Consider the following 15,975-nt stretch of genomic DNA (forward strand, 5'->3'; position numbering starts at 1 on the left):
TGTGGATAAGAACCAGAGGCTGTTTTGATGAAAATTCAGACAGCAACCAGCGGCTGCCCCAGGCTGCGCAAGATGTCGCGCACCATCTGCGCGCGGTCCTTGGGCTCTTTCAGTTCGCGCTCGATGCGCAGCTTCTCGTTGCCCGCCAGCTTGATGTGCTTGTTCTTCTGGATGAGCTCGATGATGCGCATCGGGTCGATGGGCGGCTGGGGCTTGAAGGTGATGTTGATCACCCCCGGGGCGGCATCGACCTTCACCACACCGTAGGGCTGGCTCAGCACGCGCAGGCGGTGCACGTCGATGAGGGTCTGGGCCTGCGGCGGCAGCTTGCCGAAGCGGTCCACGATCTCTTCGAGCAGGCCGTCGATCTGGTCGGGCGTTTTGGCCGTGGCCAGCTTTTTGTAGAACGACAGGCGCAGGTGCACGTCGCCGCAGTAGTCGTCGGGCAGCAGGGCAGGGGCGTGCAGGTTGATGTCGGTAGTGACCGACAGGGGGCTGAGCAGATCGGGCTCCTTGCCGGCCTTGAGCGCCTTGACGGCCTCGTTGAGCATCTCGTTGTACAGCTGAAAACCCACCTCCAGCATGTTGCCGCTCTGGTTCTCGCCCAGCACCTCGCCCGCACCACGGATCTCCAGGTCGTGCATGGCCAGGTAAAAGCCGCTGCCCAGCTCTTCCATCTGCTGGATGGCCTCCAGCCGCTGCTGCGCCTGCTTGGTGAGGCCTTCCACGTCGGGCACCATGAGGTAGGCATACGCCTGATGGTGGCTGCGGCCCACGCGCCCGCGCAGCTGGTGCAGCTGCGCCAGGCCGAACTTGTCGGCGCGGCTCATGATGATGGTGTTGGCCGTGGGCACGTCGATGCCGGTCTCGATGATGGTCGAGCACAGCAGGATGTTGTAGCGCTGCGCCACAAAGTCGCGCATCACGCGCTCCAGCTCGCGCTCGGGCATCTGGCCGTGGGCCACGGCGATGCGCGCCTCGGGCAGGATCTCTTCGAGCTTCTGGCGGCGGTTCTCGATGGTTTCCACCTCGTTGTGCAGGAAGTAGACCTGGCCGCCGCGCTTCAATTCACGCAGCACCGCCTCGCGGATCACGCCCGTGCCTTCATTGCGCACAAAGGTCTTGATCGCCAGGCGACGCTGCGGCGCGGTGGCGATGACGCTGAGGTCGCGCAGGCCTTCCAGCGCCATGCCCAGCGTGCGCGGGATGGGCGTGGCCGTCAGCGTCAGCACGTCCACCTCGGCGCGCAGGGCCTTCATCTGCTCCTTGTGGCGCACGCCAAAGCGGTGCTCCTCGTCGATGATCAAGAGGCCCAGGTTGTGGAACTTGGTGGATTCGCTCAATAGCTTGTGCGTGCCCACCACGATGTCCACCGTGCCGTCGCCGATGCCCTTGATGGCGGCGGTGATCTCCTTGCCCGAACGGAAGCGCGAGACTTCGGCCACCTTCACCGGCCACTTGCTGAAGCGGTCCACCAGCGTCTGGTAGTGCTGCTCGGCCAGCAGCGTGGTGGGCGCGAGGAAGGCCACTTGCTTGCCGCCCGTGACGGCCACGAAGGCTGCGCGCAGGGCGACCTCGGTCTTGCCAAAGCCCACGTCGCCGCAGACCAGGCGGTCCATGGGGCGGGGGCTGATCATGTCCTGGATGACGGCGTGGATGGCGGCGTTCTGGTCGGCCGTTTCCTCGAAGCCGAAGTCGTTGGCAAAGGTCTCGTAGTCCTGCGGGCTGTAGCGGAAGGCGTGGCCCTCGCGCGCGGCGCGGCGGGCGTAGATGTTCAGCAGCTCGGCGGCCGAGTCGCGCACCTGCTCGGCGGCCTTGCGCTTGGCCTTTTCCCACTGGCCGCTGCCCAGCTTGTGCAGCGGCGCCTCGTCGGCACTCACGCCCGTGTAGCGGCTGATGAGCTGCAGCTGGCTCACCGGCACGTAGAGCACGGCCTTGTCGGCGTATTCGAGGTGCAAGAACTCCTGCATGGCGGGCGTGCCGTCGGGGTTCTTGTTGCCCACGTCCATGTTCACCAGGCCCCGGTAACGGCCGATGCCATGCTGGCTGTGCACCACCGGGTCGCCCACGTTCAGTTCGGCCAGGTCCTTGATCAGCGCCTCGACGTCGCTCACCTGTTCCTGCTTCTTGCGCCTGCGCGTGGTGGGGCCGGCGGCGAAGAGCTCGGTCTCGGTGACGAAGTCGATGCCGTCCTCGATCCAGCTGAAGCCCACGGTGAGGCCGGCGGTGGCAATGCCCACCTTCTCGGTGGTGTCGGCCTGGAACTCGGCCAGCGAGTCGAAGGCCGGTGGGTTCAGTTGCGAGGCGCGCAGGAAGTCCAGCAGGCTCTCGCGCCGGCCATCGCTCTCGGCCAGCAGCAGCACGCGGTGCTGCGTATTGCGGATGTGGGCGTGCAGGCGGGCCAGCGGGTCCTCGGCACCGCGCGCCACCGACAGGTCGCCGAGCTGGTGAAAGTGCGGGTTGTCATCCACGTCCTGTACGCCAGGACGCAGCGACAGTTGGGCGTGTTGATTGGCGCGCGTGTAGAACTGGTCGATGGACAGGAACAGCGACTCGGGCGGCAACGCAGGGCGCTCCGGGTCGCCCTGGATCAGGCGGAACCGGTCTTTCGTGTCCTGCCAGAAGAGCTGGAAGGCGGGCTCCAGATCGCCGTGCAGTACCACGGTCGCTTCGTCTCCAAGATAGTCGAACACCGTGGCTGTGTCGTCAAAGAACAGCGGCAGGTAGTACTCGATGCCGGCCGTGGCGACGCCGGCGCCCATGTCCTTGTAGATGCGACTCTTGGTCGGGTCGCCCTCCAGCATCTCGCGCCAGCGGCTGCGGAATTTGGCGCGGGCGTCGTCGTCCATGGGGAACTCGCGGCCAGGCAGCAGGCGTACCTCGGGCACGGGGTACAGGCTGCGCTGGCTGTCCGGGTCGAAGGTGCGGATGGAGTCGATCTCGTCATCGAACAGGTCCACGCGGTAGGGCACCAGCGAGCCCATGGGGAACAGGTCGATGAGTCCACCTCGCACCGCGTATTCGCCCGGGCTCACCACCTGCGAGACGTGGCTGTAGCCGGCCAGCGTGAGCTGGGCCTTGAACTTGGCTTCGTCGAGCTTCTGCTTGACCTGGAAGTGGAAGGTGTAGCCCGCCAGGAAGGACGGCGGCGCCAGGCGGTACAGGGCCGTGGTGGCGGGCACCAGCACCACGTCGGCTTCGCCCTGCGAGATGCGCCACAGCGTGGCCAGGCGCTCGCTGATCAGGTCCTGGTGCGGCGAGAAGGTGTCGTAGGGCAGCGTCTCCCAGTCGGGGAACAGCGCGCAGCGCAGGCCTGGGGCGAAGAATGCCATTTCCTCGATGAGGCGCTGCGCATCGGTGGCGTCGGCCGTGACGATGGCGGTGGTGCGGCCATTGGCCTTGTCGCGCTCTGCCAGGCGGGCCAGCAGCAGGGCATCGGCGCTGCCCACGGGCCGGGGCAGGGTGAAACGTTTTCCGGGGGAGAGTTTGGGCAGTTCCATGCGGACGGTGTCGTCTGGGCCGCCGCATCCCCTGGGGCGCGAAACGCGCACGGGCCGGATGGGGGGCAGCCGGAGATTTTAGAATGAGCGACCCATGACCGCTCCGTTGCTGCCACCTTCGCTTGCTCCCCTGTCTGCCCGAGGGCGCTTCTGGGCGCTGGTGCCCTGTGCGGGCATGGGCTTGCGTGCCATACCCTCTGCCGCCACGCCGGTCGTGGCATCGGCTGCGCCACCCTTGCCCAAGCAATACCATCTGGTGGCAGGGCATCCCATGGTCACGCACACCCTGGCGGCCTTTGCCGGGGTGAGCCGCTTGCAGGGCACGCTGGTGGCGGTGGCGCCAGGGGACCATTTTCTGGATGCCTACGCCCACCCCGCATTTTTTACCGTCGAATGTGGCGGGCCCACGCGTGCGGATACCGTGCTGGGCGGCCTGCGGGCCCTGACGGAGCGCGGGGCCCAGGCCAACGATTGGGTGCTGGTGCATGACGCCGCGCGCTGCCTGGTCACGTCGCAGCAGATTGACTCCCTGATCGACGCCTGCCAGCACGATGGCGTGGGTGGCCTGCTCGCGCACAAGCTGGCCGACACGCTCAAGACCTCTATGGATGGGCCTGGTGGCGTGCGCGTGGCATCCACCGTGGACCGCAGCGACAAATGGCTGGCGCAGACGCCCCAGATGTTCCGCATGGGCCCTTTGATCGCGGCCATCGAGCATGTGGGCTCGGGCGCCACCGACGAAGCCAGTGCCATGGAGGCGATGGGCCAGCACCCGCGTCTGGTTCCGGGTGGCGCGCAGAATTTCAAGGTGACCTACCCGGACGACTTCGCCCTGGCGGCCGCCGTGCTAGCGCAACGGGCGCATGGCGCCACGCTGGATTGTTTTGGTGGCGCATACGGGCAGGCGGCCGTGGGCAAAAAGACCATTTTTTGAGCCCCTTGCGGGCGAAGGTGACGCAATGAATTTCAGGATAGGCGAGGGCTGGGATGTGCATGCGCTGGTGCCTGGGCGCCGGCTGGTGATTGGCGGCGTGGAGATCGCCCATTCGATGGGCCTGCTGGGCCATTCGGATGCGGATGTGCTGCTGCATGCCATCACCGATGCCCTGCTGGGGGCCGCCGCGCTGGGCGACATCGGCAGCCATTTTCCGGACACCGACGCGGCATTTCGGGGTGCGGACTCGGGCATGCTGCTGGCGGAGGCGGCGCGGCGGGTGCGCGCAGCCGGTTACGACATCGGCAATATCGACAGCACCGTGGTCGCGCAGGCGCCGCGCCTGGCCGCCCATATTCCGGCCATGCGCGCGTGCATTGCGGCTGCGGTGGGGGTGGGCGAGGGGCAGGTGAACGTCAAGGCCAAAACCGCTGAACGCCTGGGGCCGGTGGGCCAGGGGCTGGCCATGGAGGCCCGGGCCGTGGTGCTGCTGTTCCGGGCCTGACCCACGCGGCCAGCGCGGCCTGGCCAGCCACCCGGCATGCAATCAATTCATATGGTCTTCGGCGCGGCGGCGCGGAAGTTGCCGCTTGACGGAAGGGCGCTGCAGACGCTGCTTGGGGTCCTCGCCATCGGGCATGTGGATGGCCCGCTGCAGCTGGATATGGGCCACCAGGCCGCCGGAACTGGAGTTGGCCAGCGCAAAGATGCCGCCCATGCGTTGCACGGTCTTGTCCACGATCGACAGGCCCAACCCGGCACCTGTGGCAGCGGTACGTGCTGAATCACCGCGAAAGAAGGGCTTGGTCAGGCTGGACAGCTGCTCGGGCGGCACGCCGGTGCCGTGGTCGCGCACCTTGATCAGCACCCAGTTTTCGCGGCCCTTGGCGGCGATGTCCACATGGGTCACGGCCGTGTCCACCGTCTTGCCATAGCGGCGTGCATTTTCCAGCAGGTTGGAGATCACGCGCGCCAGCTCCACTTCGTCGGCCAGCACGTTCAGGTCCTCGGGAATCGCCATGGTGATCTGCAGCTCGCGGTGGTCCTGCACCGCATAGACGCAGGACGACACCACCCCGTGCAGGTTGACGGGGGTGAGGGTGGCATGGTCCGGGCGGGCGTAGTCCAGAAACTTGTCGATGGTGGCGTCGAGCTGCACGATGTCCGCCACCATGTGTTCGCGGGCGATTTCGTCGTCAACGCTCATCTCGGTTTCGAGCCGCAGGCGCGCCAGGGGCGTGCGCAGGTCGTGCGAAATGCCGGCCAGCATGACGGCACGGTCCTGCTCCAGCTTGGCGAGCTTTTGCGCCATGCGGTTGAAGCCGATGTTCACCTCGCGGATTTCGCTGGTCACGGCTTCTTCGTCGAGGCGGCTGGCTGCAAAGTCGCCGTCGCGCACGCGGTTGGCGGCATACGACAGCTGCTTGAGCGGCTGGTTGATCAGCCGCGCAATGGCTGCGGCGCCGGCCAGCGACAGGGCGCCTGCCGTGATCAGCCAGATCAGCCATGTGCGGCCACCGGCCGGGCTGAAGCGCGAACGGTCCATCAGCAGCCAGTTGGGGTCGCCGTTGATGTTGAAACCCACCCACAGGCCGTTTTCGCCGTTCACATTCTGGGCCACGATGGTGTCCGGGCCCAGGCGCTGGGTGAGCTCCTCGGTGAGACGGCTGCCCAGCGCGGTGCTGTCGAGCAGAGTGAACTTGTCGCCCGGCTCGCGCGGCAGGATGCGCACCCCTTCCTGGTCGGCCATGGTCTTGATGAGCGACACGCGCGCGATCGCATCGGCGTGCACCAGGGCGGCTCGGCTGAGGTTGACCAGCGAGGCAATCTGCTGGGCCGTGTGCAGCGTGCGGGGCTCGAATTCGAGGGCGCGCAGTGTCTGCAGCCAGGCCAGTATGCTTCCCACCAGCAACAGCGCCAGCAGAAAGAAGGTGCGCCAGAACAGGTTCAACCCCACGCGCGCACGCTGCTCGCGCGCGCGGCGCAAGGATTCCAGGGGTGCCGGGCTGGTGGCGTCGGACGGTGGGATCACCGTTTGCCCGGGCGTGGGGTCCGCCCAGGCTTCAGAGTTGCGCATGAAGGGGTCAGCTTGTTCCGTCTGGTACGAAAACATAGCCCACGCCCCAAACGGTCTGGATATAACGTGGTGCTGCGGCATCGACCTCCACCAGCTTGCGCAGGCGCGAGACCTGCACATCCAGGCTGCGGTCGAAGGGTTCGAACTCGCGGCCGCGCGCCAGCAGCGCCAGCTTTTCGCGCGACAGGGGCTGGCGCGGGTGGCGCACCAAGGCCTTGAGCATGGCGAACTCGCCCGTGGTCAGTGGCAGCTCCTCGCCATTGCGCTGCAGCGCGCGGGTTCCCAGGTCGAAGGTGAAGGGGCCGAAGGTGACCACCTCGTTGTCGCCTGATGGGGCGCCAGGCGCCTCCTGGGCGGGGCGGCGGCGCAGAACGGCGTGCACGCGCGCCAGCAGCTCGCGGGGGTTGAAGGGCTTGCCCAGGTAGTCGTCTGCGCCTACTTCCAGACCCACGATGCGGTCCACGTCTTCGCCCTTGGCGGTGAGCATGATGATGGGCGTGCGGTCGTTGGCGGCACGCAGGCGGCGGCAGATGGACAGTCCGTCTTCGCCGGGCATCATCAGGTCGAGCACGATGAGGTCAACGGTTTCGCGCAGCAGCAGACGGTTCAGTGCCTTGCCGTCTTCGGCGACCATGACTTCAAAGCCCTCCTGGGTCAGGTAGCGGCGCAGCAGATCGCGGATGCGGGCATCGTCGTCCACCACCAGAATCTTGTCGGTGCGGTTGGTTGTTGTAGCCATGGTGAGTACGGGTCCAATTTGTAACAGAGCCAATTCTGACCAGCTTCAGCCCCGAAGTTCGGTATTCTGCCTGTTTTTTGACCAACTGTTACAAGTTTTGCCCCGGCACGCAGGCCGCTCACGCAGGCTTCACCAAGGGTGCCTTCGCAGCGGTTACTGTGGGGGCGTGTGCGGTCCGGTGTGGCGCTGTACGTAGATTGAAAGAAGGGTTCTGGTATGAAGAATGCTATTCGTTTGATAGCTGCTAGCGCTTTGATGATAAGCGCTGGAGCTGTTTTTTCTCAAAACTCGCAGACCACCGAACCGCGCAATGTGGTGCAGTTGTCGGCGTCTGGCACGGTGGAGGTGCAGCAGGATCTGCTGGTGCTCACCCTCTCGGCCAGCAAGGACGGCCCGGATGCCGCTGGCGTGCAGGAACAGCTCAAGCAGGCGCTCGATGCGGCACTGGCCGAAGCCAAGCGCAATGCGCAGACGGGGCAGCTGGACGTGCGCACCGGCCCTTTTGGCCTGTACCCGCGCTACGCCAAGGACGGCAAGATCAGTGGCTGGCAGGGCCGGGCCGAGCTGGTGCTGGAGGGGCGTGACTTCGCGCGCATCACCGCCACGGCGGGCAGGATTCCATCGATGCCCATCAGCCAGGTCGCTTTTGCGCTCTCGCGCGAGGTCCGTGCCAAAGTTGAAGCCGAGGCGCAGACCCAGGCCATCGAGCAGTTCAAGGCCCGTGCGGCTGAACTGGCCAAGGGCTTCGGCTTTGCCGGCTACAGCCTGCGCGAGGTGGCGGTGAACAGCAATGAGATGTCGCCCGGACCCCGCCCACGCATGGTGGCGATGGAGGCCAAGGCTGCGCCGTTGTCGGATGCGGCGGTACCGGTGGAGGCGGGCAAGGCGCAGGTGGTGGTGACTGTCTCTGGCTCCGTGCAGATGCGCTGAGCGCCAACACGTGTATGTCGCCGCCGGCGACCAAGATGATGGCGGGTGGGTGCAGGGGGTCATGGCGAACTTCCGTGGATAACGTCCGCCAGTGCCCGGCCCATGGCTTGAGCAGATTGTCGAAACCCTTTCATTCTTTGCCTGATTCTCCAAAGTCAGTGCCAGGCGGCCTGCAAGCCGGTACGCTCGGCAGTATGACAAACCCCTTGTTCCAGGCCGTAAGCCGCTATGCCGAAGCCCATGCCCACCAGGGCAGGGTGGTGCAGACCCCCATCCCCGGACTGAGCGCGGTGCGCGCTACCGAGCCCAGTGGGCTGCTGCACGCGATCGCCCACCCCCGCATCTGCCTGGTGCTGCAGGGCAGCAAGCAGGTGGCCATGGGGCCGCAGACCTTCGGGGTCGCGGCGGGCGAGTCCTTGCTGATCACGGCCGATGTGCCCACGGTGAGCCAGATCACCCGCGCCAGTGCGGCGGCTCCGTATCTATCGATTGCGTTGGAGTTGAGCCTGCCGGTTATTGCCGACCTGTCGGCCCAGATGGGGGCGGTACCCGGGGGTGAGCACGCTCCCGTGCGCGTGGACCCCACCGATGCCGAGGTGGCCGATGTGGCCCTGCGCCTCATGCGCCTGCTGGAGCGCCCCCAGGCTGTGCCGCTGCTGCACGCCTCGCTGGTGCGCGAGCTGCATTACTGGTTGCTGGCCGGTCGGCACGGTGCTGCCATCCGCCGCCTGGGCTGGCCCGGCAGCCATGCCCAGCGGGTGGCGCGTGCGGTGGCGGTGCTGCGTGCCGACTTTGCGCAGCCCCTGCCGGTGGAGAGCCTGGCTGCGCTGGCAGGCATGAGCGCGTCGTCCTTTCATCAGCATTTCAGGGCGGTCACATCGCTTTCGCCGCTGCAGTTCCAGAAGCAGCTGCGTCTGATCGAGGCTCGGCGGTTGATGCTGTCCGAGGTGGCCAGTGCCAGCAGCGCGGCTTTTGCCGTGGGCTATGAGAGCGTTTCCCAGTTCACACGCGAGTACGGCCGGCTGTTCGGCCTGCCACCCGTGCGCGACACGCAGGCCGCCAAGGGCTGGGCGCGTGCGGCAGCATGAGGGATGGGATTGGCCTTGCGCAGTCTTTGAAATCCGGCAGAACTGCAGCAAGGCGGGGCGCTGCGCCCCAGGGCCATGGCTTACTGCGCTGCCCAGCCGCCGTCCATGTTCCAGGCCACGCCGCGCACGTTGTTGGCGGCGGGGGAGCAGAAGAACACGGCCAGCTCGCCCAGCTCATCGGGTGTGGTGAACTGCATGGACGGCTCTTTTTCGCCCAGCAGCAGCCGCTTGGCTTCTTCGTTCGAGATGCCGCGTTCTGCGGCCTTGGCGTCCACCTGCTTTTGCACCAGCGGCGTCAGCACCCAGCCGGGGCAGATGGCGTTGCAGGTGATGCCTGAAGCGGCGTTTTCGAGTGCCGTCACCTTGGTCAGGCCCACGATGCCATGCTTGGCCGCCACATAGGCCGACTTTTGCGCCGAGCCCACCAGCCCGTGCACCGAGGCCACGTTGATGATGCGGCCCCAGTTGGCCGCCTGCATGGCGGGCAGGGCCAGGCGGGAGGTATGAAAGGCGCTGGTCAGGTTGATGGCGATGATGGCGTCCCAGCGCTCCACCGGAAAATCCTGGATGCTTGCCACATGCTGGATGCCGGCGTTGTTCACGAGGATGTCCACGCGCCCGAACTGTGCGGCGCTGTACTTCATCATGTCTTCGATGTCGGCTGCGCGACTCATGTCGGCGCCGTGGTAGGCCACCTGGGCACCTGCCGCCTGACCGGCCGCCAGCACCTCGGCACGCGGGCCGTCCACGTCGCCAAAACCATTGAGCACGATGTTGGCGCCCTGGCGCGCCAGGGCTTTGGCGATGCCCAGGCCGATGCCACTGGTGGAGCCGGTAACGAGTGCGGTTTTGCCTTTGAGCATGGGAGTCTCTCCGAATGAATTACGATGCAACGCAGCAATTATCGAACGCTGTCGCCAGATCCCGCACCCATGATTGAACCTACGCTGAACTACGTACTGTGCCCTGGCGCTGCCTCCGAGGCGGGCCCCCATGGGCGTGCGCTGGCCAGCCCGCAAGCGCAGCATCGCATGGCGTACTGGGAGTGGAACAGCACCGGAAACCCGGCCCATCCGCATGTGGTGGTGTGCGTGCATGGCCTCACGCGCCAGGGGCGGGATTTCGACACCCTGGCGCGCGCGCTCAGCCGCCATGCACGGGTCATTTGCCCAGACGTGGTCGGCCGCGGCCAGAGCGACTGGCTGGAAGATCCCGCTGGCTACCAGATTCCCCAGTACGCCGCCGACATGCTGGCCTTGCTGGGCCACCTGCAGCGGCAGGCCCCGGTGCAGACGCTGGACTGGGTGGGCACCAGCATGGGCGGCCTGATCGGCATGGCCCTGTGCGGCCAGCCGGGGCTGGGCGTGGCCGATGAGTCCACCTCTGCCGACCAACCCGCCACCGGTGTGGGGAGCCTGTGGCCGCTGACCGTGCCGGTACGCCGGCTGGTGCTCAATGATGTCGGCCCCGCCATCGAATGGGATGCCTTGCAGCGCATCGGCCAGTATCTGGGGGCTCCCGTCCGCTTTGATTCGCTGCAGCAGGCAGCCGATGCCATGTGGGCGATTTCGTCGAGTTTTGGCCCGCACACCGCTGCGCAGTGGCTGGAGCTGTCGCGGCCCATGGTGCGGGCCTTGCCGGCCGGCGGCCTGGCGCTGCATTACGACCCCGCCATTGCGCAGTCCTTTGGAACCATGACGCCCGAGGCCTCTGCCGCCGGGGCACGGCAGCTGTGGCAGCTGTATGACCGCATCCAGGCGCGCACGTTGCTGCTGCGCGGCGCGCAGTCCGACCTGCTGGCGCCAGAAACCGCCCAGGCCATGGCGCGGCGCGGGCCGAAGGCGCGGCTGGTGGAGTTCGAGGGCGTGGGGCACGCACCCACCTTGATGGCGCAAGACCAGGTGACGGCCGTCACCGACTTTTTGCTGGCACCGGAAGCGGCGGTGGCCGCATGAAAACGCACCCTCCTGCCGCCGCTGTGCAGGCAGCCACCGCCGACACCTTGCCACAGCTCATTGCTGCAACGGCCCACATATTGCCCGAGCAGGTCAATGCCCTGGCGCGGGCGCGCGCCTTTGCCGAGCCCCTCATGGCGGGCGAGACGCTCGATTCCGGTGAAAACACACTGGCCCATGCGGACGCCGTGGCCGCCATCCTCAAGGTCATTGGCGGATCGGAGGCCATGCAGGCGGCCAGCTACCTGGTGTATGCCTGCGGACACCTGAACAAGCCCCAGGAGGTGATCGCCAAGGCCTTTGGCGACAACTTTGCGGCCCTGGCAGTGGAAACCACCAAGCTCATGCGTGTGCAGCGCCAGGCGCGGGGGGCCCAGCAGCTGGACGACCCGGCGGTGCAGACCGAGAACGTGCGCAAGATGCTGCTGGCGTTTTCGCGCGATCTGCGCGTGGTCATGCTGCGCCTGGCGTCCCGACTGCAGACACTGCGGTTCCATGCCGCCAGCAAGCGCCCCGTGTCGCCCAGCCTGGCGCGCGAATCGTTGCAGGTGTTTGCCCCGCTGGCCAACCGGCTGGGCATCTGGCAGGTGAAATGGGAGCTTGAGGACCTGTCGTTCCGTTTCCTGGAACCCGACACCTACAAGGAAGTAGCCCGCCTGTTGGACGAAAAGCGCGGGGAGCGCGAGGTCTACATGGAACAGCTGCGCACGCGGCTGGAGTCCGACCTGCGCGCGCGCAGCATCAGTGCCAGCGTGCAGGGGCGGCCCAAGCACATCTACAGCATCGTCAAGAAGATGCGCGGCAAGTCGCTCAATTTCGACCAGGTGCTGGACATCCGTGCGCTGCGCGTGGTGGTGCCATCGGTCAAGGACTGCTATGCCGCCCTGAGCTGGGTGCACGAGCAGTTCACGCCCATCGTGGAAGAGTTCGACGACTACATCGCGCGCCCCAAGCCCAATGGCTACCAGTCGCTGCACACCATCGTGCGCGACGCTGCCGGCAAACCGATCGAGATCCAGATCCGCACCCAGGCCATGCACGACCACGCCGAGCACGGCGTGGCGGCGCACTGGGCCTACAAGGAGGCGGGCAGCAAGGGCTATGCAGGCGTGTCGGCCAGCGGCGAATACGACGCCAAGATCGCGGTGCTGCGCCAGTTGCTGGCCTGGGAGCGCGACCTTGTCGGAACGGCGCAAAACCGGGGCCTGTTTGACGACCGCATCTACGTGCTGACCCCCGAAGCCGCCGTGGTCGAGTTGCCCCAGGGCGCCACACCCGTGGACTTTGCCTATGCCGTGCACACGAGCCTCGGCCATCGGTGCCGCGGCGCCAAGGTGGACGGCGCCATGGTGCCGCTCAATACGCCGCTGCAGAATGGTCAGACCGTGGAAATCACCACCGTCAAGGAAGGCCGCCCCTCGCGCGACTGGCTCAATGCCGAGCTGGGCTACCTCACCAGCAACCGGGCCAAGGCCAAGGTGCGTGCCTGGTTCAATGCCCAGGCAACCCACGAAACGGTGGCCCGGGGGCGCGAGGCGGTGGAGAAGCTGCTGCAGCGCGAAGGCAAGACGGCCATGAAGCTGGACGACCTGGCGGTGCAGCTGGGGTTCAAGTCGGCCGACGCGCTGTTCGAGGTGGTGGGCAAGGACGAGTTTTCACTGCGCAGCATCGAAACCCTTTTGCGCCCGCCAGAGCCGGTACTGCAGCCCGACGATTACCTGCTGCTGAAAAAGACCCGCACCAACGATGCCGCCCCCAAGGGTGGCGTGCTGGTGGTGGGGATCGACTCCCTCATGACCCAGCTGGCCAAGTGCTGCAAGCCTGCGCCACCCGACGATATCCGCGGCTTTGTCACTCGGGGCAAGGGCGTGAGCGTGCACCGGGCAGACTGCAGCAATTTCCGGGAGATGGCGGCGCGCAACAGCGAGCGGGTGATTGAAGTCGAATGGGGCAAGCCCAAATCCGCTGCAGGTGCTGCGGTGTATCCCGTGGATGTGGCGGTGGAAGCGACCGATCGCCAGGGCTTGTTGCGCGACATCTCCGAAGTGTTTGCCCGGGAAAAGACCAATGTCATCGGCGTGCAGACCCAGTCGGTCAAGGGCACGGCCTGGATGACCTTCACTGTGGAGGTTGCCGATTCCGGGCGGCTGAACAAGGTGCTGGGCATTGTGGCCAGCGTTGCAGGGGTGCGCGCTGCACGGCGGCGCTGAGTTGCGTGCCGGTATCCGCGAATGATGGTGATGCTCTGCCCATGATTTGTTGAAGAGCCAGCCAAACCGGCTGATTTTTATGGCTATAATCGCTGTCTAAACAACGACAGGCGCGTAGCTCAGCTGGTTAGAGCACCACCTTGACATGGTGGGGGTCGTTGGTTCGAGTCCAATCGCGCCTACCAACTCACCATTGGTACAAAGCCTTCCAGATCAACGGTCTGGAAGGCTTTTTTGTTGGTGTTGCTGTGGATTGAAGTAGTTGGGGCGCTGCCTCGCCATCTTGCACATTGCAATCATCCCAGGGGTGGAGCGTACCGCGTGCGCTAGTGGCGCCGTAGGGGCGGCATTCGCGGCTTGGGTCGCGCGGGACCATCAGGGTAATCCTTCGCCGGCACAGTGCTCCTCACTCTCTAGAATCTGTTGCACTGCAATAAATGGGCCGCAGGCCCGAGGAGTCCGTAGTGCCCGACAAGAAAAGCGCCCCCGCCGCCAAGATAGCGCAGCGCGTGATCAAGAAATACCCCAATCGCCGCCTGTACGACACGGATACCTCCACCTACATCACCCTGGCCGAAGTGCGCCAGCTTGTCATGGAGCACCAGAACGTGGTGGTGCGCGATGCCAAGACGGGCGAAGACCTCACGCGCAGCATTCTGCTGCAGATCATTCTGGAGGAGGAAGCGGGCGGCGCGCCCATGTTCACCGAGGCGGTGCTGGCCAACATCATCCGCTTCTACGGCCACGCGATGCAGGGCTTCATGGGCGCCTATCTGGAGAAGAATGTGCAGGCCTTCACCGAGGTGCAGGCCAAGCTGGCCGAGCAGTCCCAAAGTGTGACGCCAGAGATGTGGGCGCAGTTCATGAGCCTGCAGTCGCCCATGCTCAAGGGCATGATGGGCAACTATGTCGAGCAGTCGCAGTCCATGCTGACCCAGATGCAGGAGCAGATGCAAAAGCAGACCGAGCAGATGCTCGGCGCCTTTGGTTTGAAGCGCTGAAAAAGGGTTGGATCAGCCCTTGCCAACCTGCCCGGTGCTGGAACTGGGACAATACAGGGATATGAGCGAAGCACTCTCCCCCCAAAAAATCCCCAAGGTCGGATTCGTCAGCCTCGGCTGCCCCAAGGCGCTGACCGATTCCGAACTGATCCTGACGCAACTGAGCGCCGAGGGTTACGAAACCTCCAAAACCTTCGACGGTGCCGATCTCGTCATCGTCAACACCTGCGGCTTCATTGACGATGCCGTCAAGGAAAGCCTGGACACCATCGGTGAGGCGCTGGCCGATAACGGCAAGGTCATCGTCACCGGTTGCCTGGGCGCGCGCGCGGGCGAGGGTGGCGGCAACATGGTGCGCGAGATGCACCCCAGCGTGCTCGCCGTCACCGGCCCGCACGCCACGCAGGAGGTGATGGATGCCGTGCACCTGAACCTGCCCAAGCCGCACGATCCATTTCTGGACCTGGTGCCGGGCAGTTTCGGCGTGGCAGGCATCAAGCTCACGCCCAGGCACTATGCGTATCTGAAGATCAGCGAGGGCTGCAACCACCGCTGCACCTTCTGCATCATCCCGTCGATGCGCGGCGACCTGGTGTCGCGTCCGGTGGGGGATGTGCTCAGCGAGGCCAAGGCGCTGTTCGAAGGCGGCGTGAAGGAGTTGCTGGTGATCAGCCAGGACACGTCGGCCTATGGCGTGGACGTGAAATACCGCACCGGTTTCTGGGATGGCAAGCCTGTCAAGACGCGCATGCTGGAGCTGGTGCAGACGCTGGGCGAGATCGCCGAGCCCTATGGCGCCTGGGTGCGTTTGCACTATGTGTACCCGTACCCCAGCGTGGACGAGATCATCCCGCTCATGGCCACGGGCAAGGTGCTGCCGTACCTGGACGTGCCGTTCCAGCACAGCCACCCCGATGTCTTGAAGCGCATGAAGCGCCCTGCCAGCGGCGAGCGCAACCTCGAGCGTATCCAGCGCTGGCGCGAGGCCTGTCCCGAGCTGGTCATCCGCAGCACCTTCATCGCGGGCTTTCCGGGCGAGACGGAAGAAGAGTTCCAGCACCTGCTCGACTTCGTGCGCGAGGCGCAGATCGACCGTGCAGGCTGCTTTGCCTACAGCGACGTGAATGGCGCTGCCGCCAACGAGCTGCCCGGCATGCTGCCCCTGGAAGTGCGCGAAGAGCGCCGCGCCCGCTTCATGGCCGTGGCCGAAGAGGTGTCGATTGCCAAGCTGCAGCGCCGCGTGGGCGCCACCATGCAGGTGCTGGTGGACCATGCCCCCGCTTTGGGCAAGAAGGGCGGCCGGGGCCGCAGCTATGCCGACGCACCCGAGATTGATGGCGTGGTGCATCTGCTGCCACCGGAGAAGATCAGCAAGCAGCTCAAGGTGGGTGAATTCACGCGTGCGCGCATCGTGGGCACGCAGGGGCATGACCTGGTGGCCGTGCCGGTGTGATCCTGTTGGTCGCTGCGGTTGCTATGGTTTGAATGGTTGCTGGCGATTTTCCATCAAACGCTAGAACCAAATATGACCAGTAAAAAAG

12 protein-coding genes and 1 tRNA gene are annotated in these 15,975 nt (G+C 65.7%); 9 read left to right on the forward strand and 4 right to left on the reverse strand.

What is annotated here, in order from left to right; all coding sequences use genetic code 11:
- Positions 1–35 precede the first annotated feature (35 nt).
- The gene (gene mfd, locus AC1RDS_RS03700; RefSeq protein WP_092697955.1) at positions 36–3,500 is read right to left on the reverse strand and encodes a transcription-repair coupling factor; all 3,465 of its coding nucleotides are present in this window, start codon (positions 3,498–3,500) and stop codon (positions 36–38) included.
- A 94-nt stretch (positions 3,501–3,594) separates the two neighbouring features.
- On the opposite strand from mfd, the gene AC1RDS_RS03705 reads away from it, so the two are divergent.
- Both AC1RDS_RS03705 and ispF read left to right on the forward strand, forming a co-directional pair.
- Positions 3,595–4,434, forward strand: a complete 840-nt coding sequence (locus AC1RDS_RS03705; RefSeq protein ID WP_092697954.1) for an IspD/TarI family cytidylyltransferase — start codon at positions 3,595–3,597, stop codon at positions 4,432–4,434.
- A gap of 25 nt (positions 4,435–4,459) precedes the next feature.
- On the forward strand, positions 4,460–4,939 hold the full coding sequence (ispF, locus tag AC1RDS_RS03710) for a 2-C-methyl-D-erythritol 2,4-cyclodiphosphate synthase (RefSeq protein WP_026435639.1): 480 nt from the start codon (positions 4,460–4,462) through the stop codon (positions 4,937–4,939).
- Positions 4,940–4,981: 42 nt separating this feature from the next.
- On the opposite strand, the gene AC1RDS_RS03715 is transcribed toward ispF, so the two are convergent.
- Both AC1RDS_RS03715 and ompR read right to left on the reverse strand, forming a co-directional pair.
- Positions 4,982–6,511 carry an ATP-binding protein gene (locus AC1RDS_RS03715; protein WP_092697953.1) on the reverse strand — a complete coding sequence of 510 codons (1,530 nt, stop codon included), beginning with the start codon at positions 6,509–6,511 and terminating at the stop codon, positions 4,982–4,984.
- Positions 6,512–6,518: 7 nt separating this feature from the next.
- Complete coding sequence (gene ompR, locus AC1RDS_RS03720; RefSeq protein ID WP_026435637.1) at positions 6,519–7,250, reverse strand: osmolarity response regulator transcription factor OmpR; 732 nt, start codon at positions 7,248–7,250, stop codon at positions 6,519–6,521.
- Between the two features lie 216 nt (positions 7,251–7,466).
- Here ompR and AC1RDS_RS03725 point away from each other — a divergent pair, with 216 nt between their 5' ends.
- Both AC1RDS_RS03725 and AC1RDS_RS03730 read left to right on the forward strand, forming a co-directional pair.
- Complete coding sequence (locus tag AC1RDS_RS03725) at positions 7,467–8,180, forward strand: SIMPL domain-containing protein (RefSeq protein ID WP_092697952.1); 714 nt, start codon at positions 7,467–7,469, stop codon at positions 8,178–8,180.
- 194 nt (positions 8,181–8,374) lie between these two features.
- The gene (locus tag AC1RDS_RS03730) at positions 8,375–9,268 is read left to right on the forward strand and encodes an AraC family transcriptional regulator (protein ID WP_092697951.1); all 894 of its coding nucleotides are present in this window, start codon (positions 8,375–8,377) and stop codon (positions 9,266–9,268) included.
- An 80-nt stretch (positions 9,269–9,348) separates the two neighbouring features.
- Here the strand turns inward: AC1RDS_RS03730 and AC1RDS_RS03735 are convergent, their stop codons facing one another.
- Positions 9,349–10,131: a 3-hydroxybutyrate dehydrogenase gene (locus AC1RDS_RS03735; RefSeq protein ID WP_092697950.1), complete on the reverse strand. Its 783-nt coding sequence runs from the start codon at positions 10,129–10,131 to the stop codon at positions 9,349–9,351.
- Between the two features lie 69 nt (positions 10,132–10,200).
- On the opposite strand from AC1RDS_RS03735, the gene AC1RDS_RS03740 reads away from it, so the two are divergent.
- The 5 genes from AC1RDS_RS03740 to rimO all read left to right on the forward strand — a co-directional run bounded on the left by AC1RDS_RS03740 (position 10,201) and on the right by rimO (position 15,887).
- A complete protein-coding gene (locus tag AC1RDS_RS03740; protein WP_092697949.1) occupies positions 10,201–11,223 on the forward strand; it encodes an alpha/beta fold hydrolase in 1,023 nt (340 codons plus the stop codon).
- On the forward strand, positions 11,220–13,433 hold the full coding sequence (locus tag AC1RDS_RS03745; RefSeq protein ID WP_092697948.1) for a RelA/SpoT family protein: 2,214 nt from the start codon (positions 11,220–11,222) through the stop codon (positions 13,431–13,433). Before AC1RDS_RS03740 ends, AC1RDS_RS03745 begins: the two co-directional genes overlap by 4 nt.
- A gap of 108 nt (positions 13,434–13,541) precedes the next feature.
- A tRNA-Val gene (locus AC1RDS_RS03750) sits at positions 13,542–13,618 on the forward strand.
- 252 nt (positions 13,619–13,870) lie between these two features.
- A complete protein-coding gene (gene phaR, locus AC1RDS_RS03755; RefSeq protein ID WP_208859709.1) occupies positions 13,871–14,434 on the forward strand; it encodes a polyhydroxyalkanoate synthesis repressor PhaR in 564 nt (187 codons plus the stop codon).
- Between the two features lie 61 nt (positions 14,435–14,495).
- Positions 14,496–15,887: a 30S ribosomal protein S12 methylthiotransferase RimO gene (gene rimO / locus AC1RDS_RS03760; protein WP_092697947.1), complete on the forward strand. Its 1,392-nt coding sequence runs from the start codon at positions 14,496–14,498 to the stop codon at positions 15,885–15,887.
- Positions 15,888–15,975: the final 88 nt, after the last annotated feature.

This window comes from Acidovorax sp. GW823-FHT02H02, assembly GCF_058797075.1.

Coding starts and splice junctions, on each gene's coding strand:
- AC1RDS_RS03705 (WP_092697954.1), top strand. CDS start 3,595: ATGACCGCTCCGTTGCTGCCACCTTCGCTTGCTCCCCTGTCTGCCCGA.
- phaR (WP_208859709.1), top strand. CDS start 13,871: ATGGGCCGCAGGCCCGAGGAGTCCGTAGTGCCCGACAAGAAAAGCGCC.
- AC1RDS_RS03730 (WP_092697951.1), top strand. CDS start 8,375: ATGACAAACCCCTTGTTCCAGGCCGTAAGCCGCTATGCCGAAGCCCAT.
- ompR (WP_026435637.1), bottom strand. CDS start 7,250: ATGGCTACAACAACCAACCGCACCGACAAGATTCTGGTGGTGGACGAC.
- rimO (WP_092697947.1), top strand. CDS start 14,496: ATGAGCGAAGCACTCTCCCCCCAAAAAATCCCCAAGGTCGGATTCGTC.
- AC1RDS_RS03745 (WP_092697948.1), top strand. CDS start 11,220: ATGAAAACGCACCCTCCTGCCGCCGCTGTGCAGGCAGCCACCGCCGAC.
- AC1RDS_RS03740 (WP_092697949.1), top strand. CDS start 10,201: ATGATTGAACCTACGCTGAACTACGTACTGTGCCCTGGCGCTGCCTCC.
- ispF (WP_026435639.1), top strand. CDS start 4,460: ATGAATTTCAGGATAGGCGAGGGCTGGGATGTGCATGCGCTGGTGCCT.
- mfd (WP_092697955.1), bottom strand. CDS start 3,500: ATGGAACTGCCCAAACTCTCCCCCGGAAAACGTTTCACCCTGCCCCGG.
- AC1RDS_RS03735 (WP_092697950.1), bottom strand. CDS start 10,131: ATGCTCAAAGGCAAAACCGCACTCGTTACCGGCTCCACCAGTGGCATC.
- AC1RDS_RS03715 (WP_092697953.1), bottom strand. CDS start 6,511: ATGCGCAACTCTGAAGCCTGGGCGGACCCCACGCCCGGGCAAACGGTG.
- AC1RDS_RS03725 (WP_092697952.1), top strand. CDS start 7,467: ATGAAGAATGCTATTCGTTTGATAGCTGCTAGCGCTTTGATGATAAGC.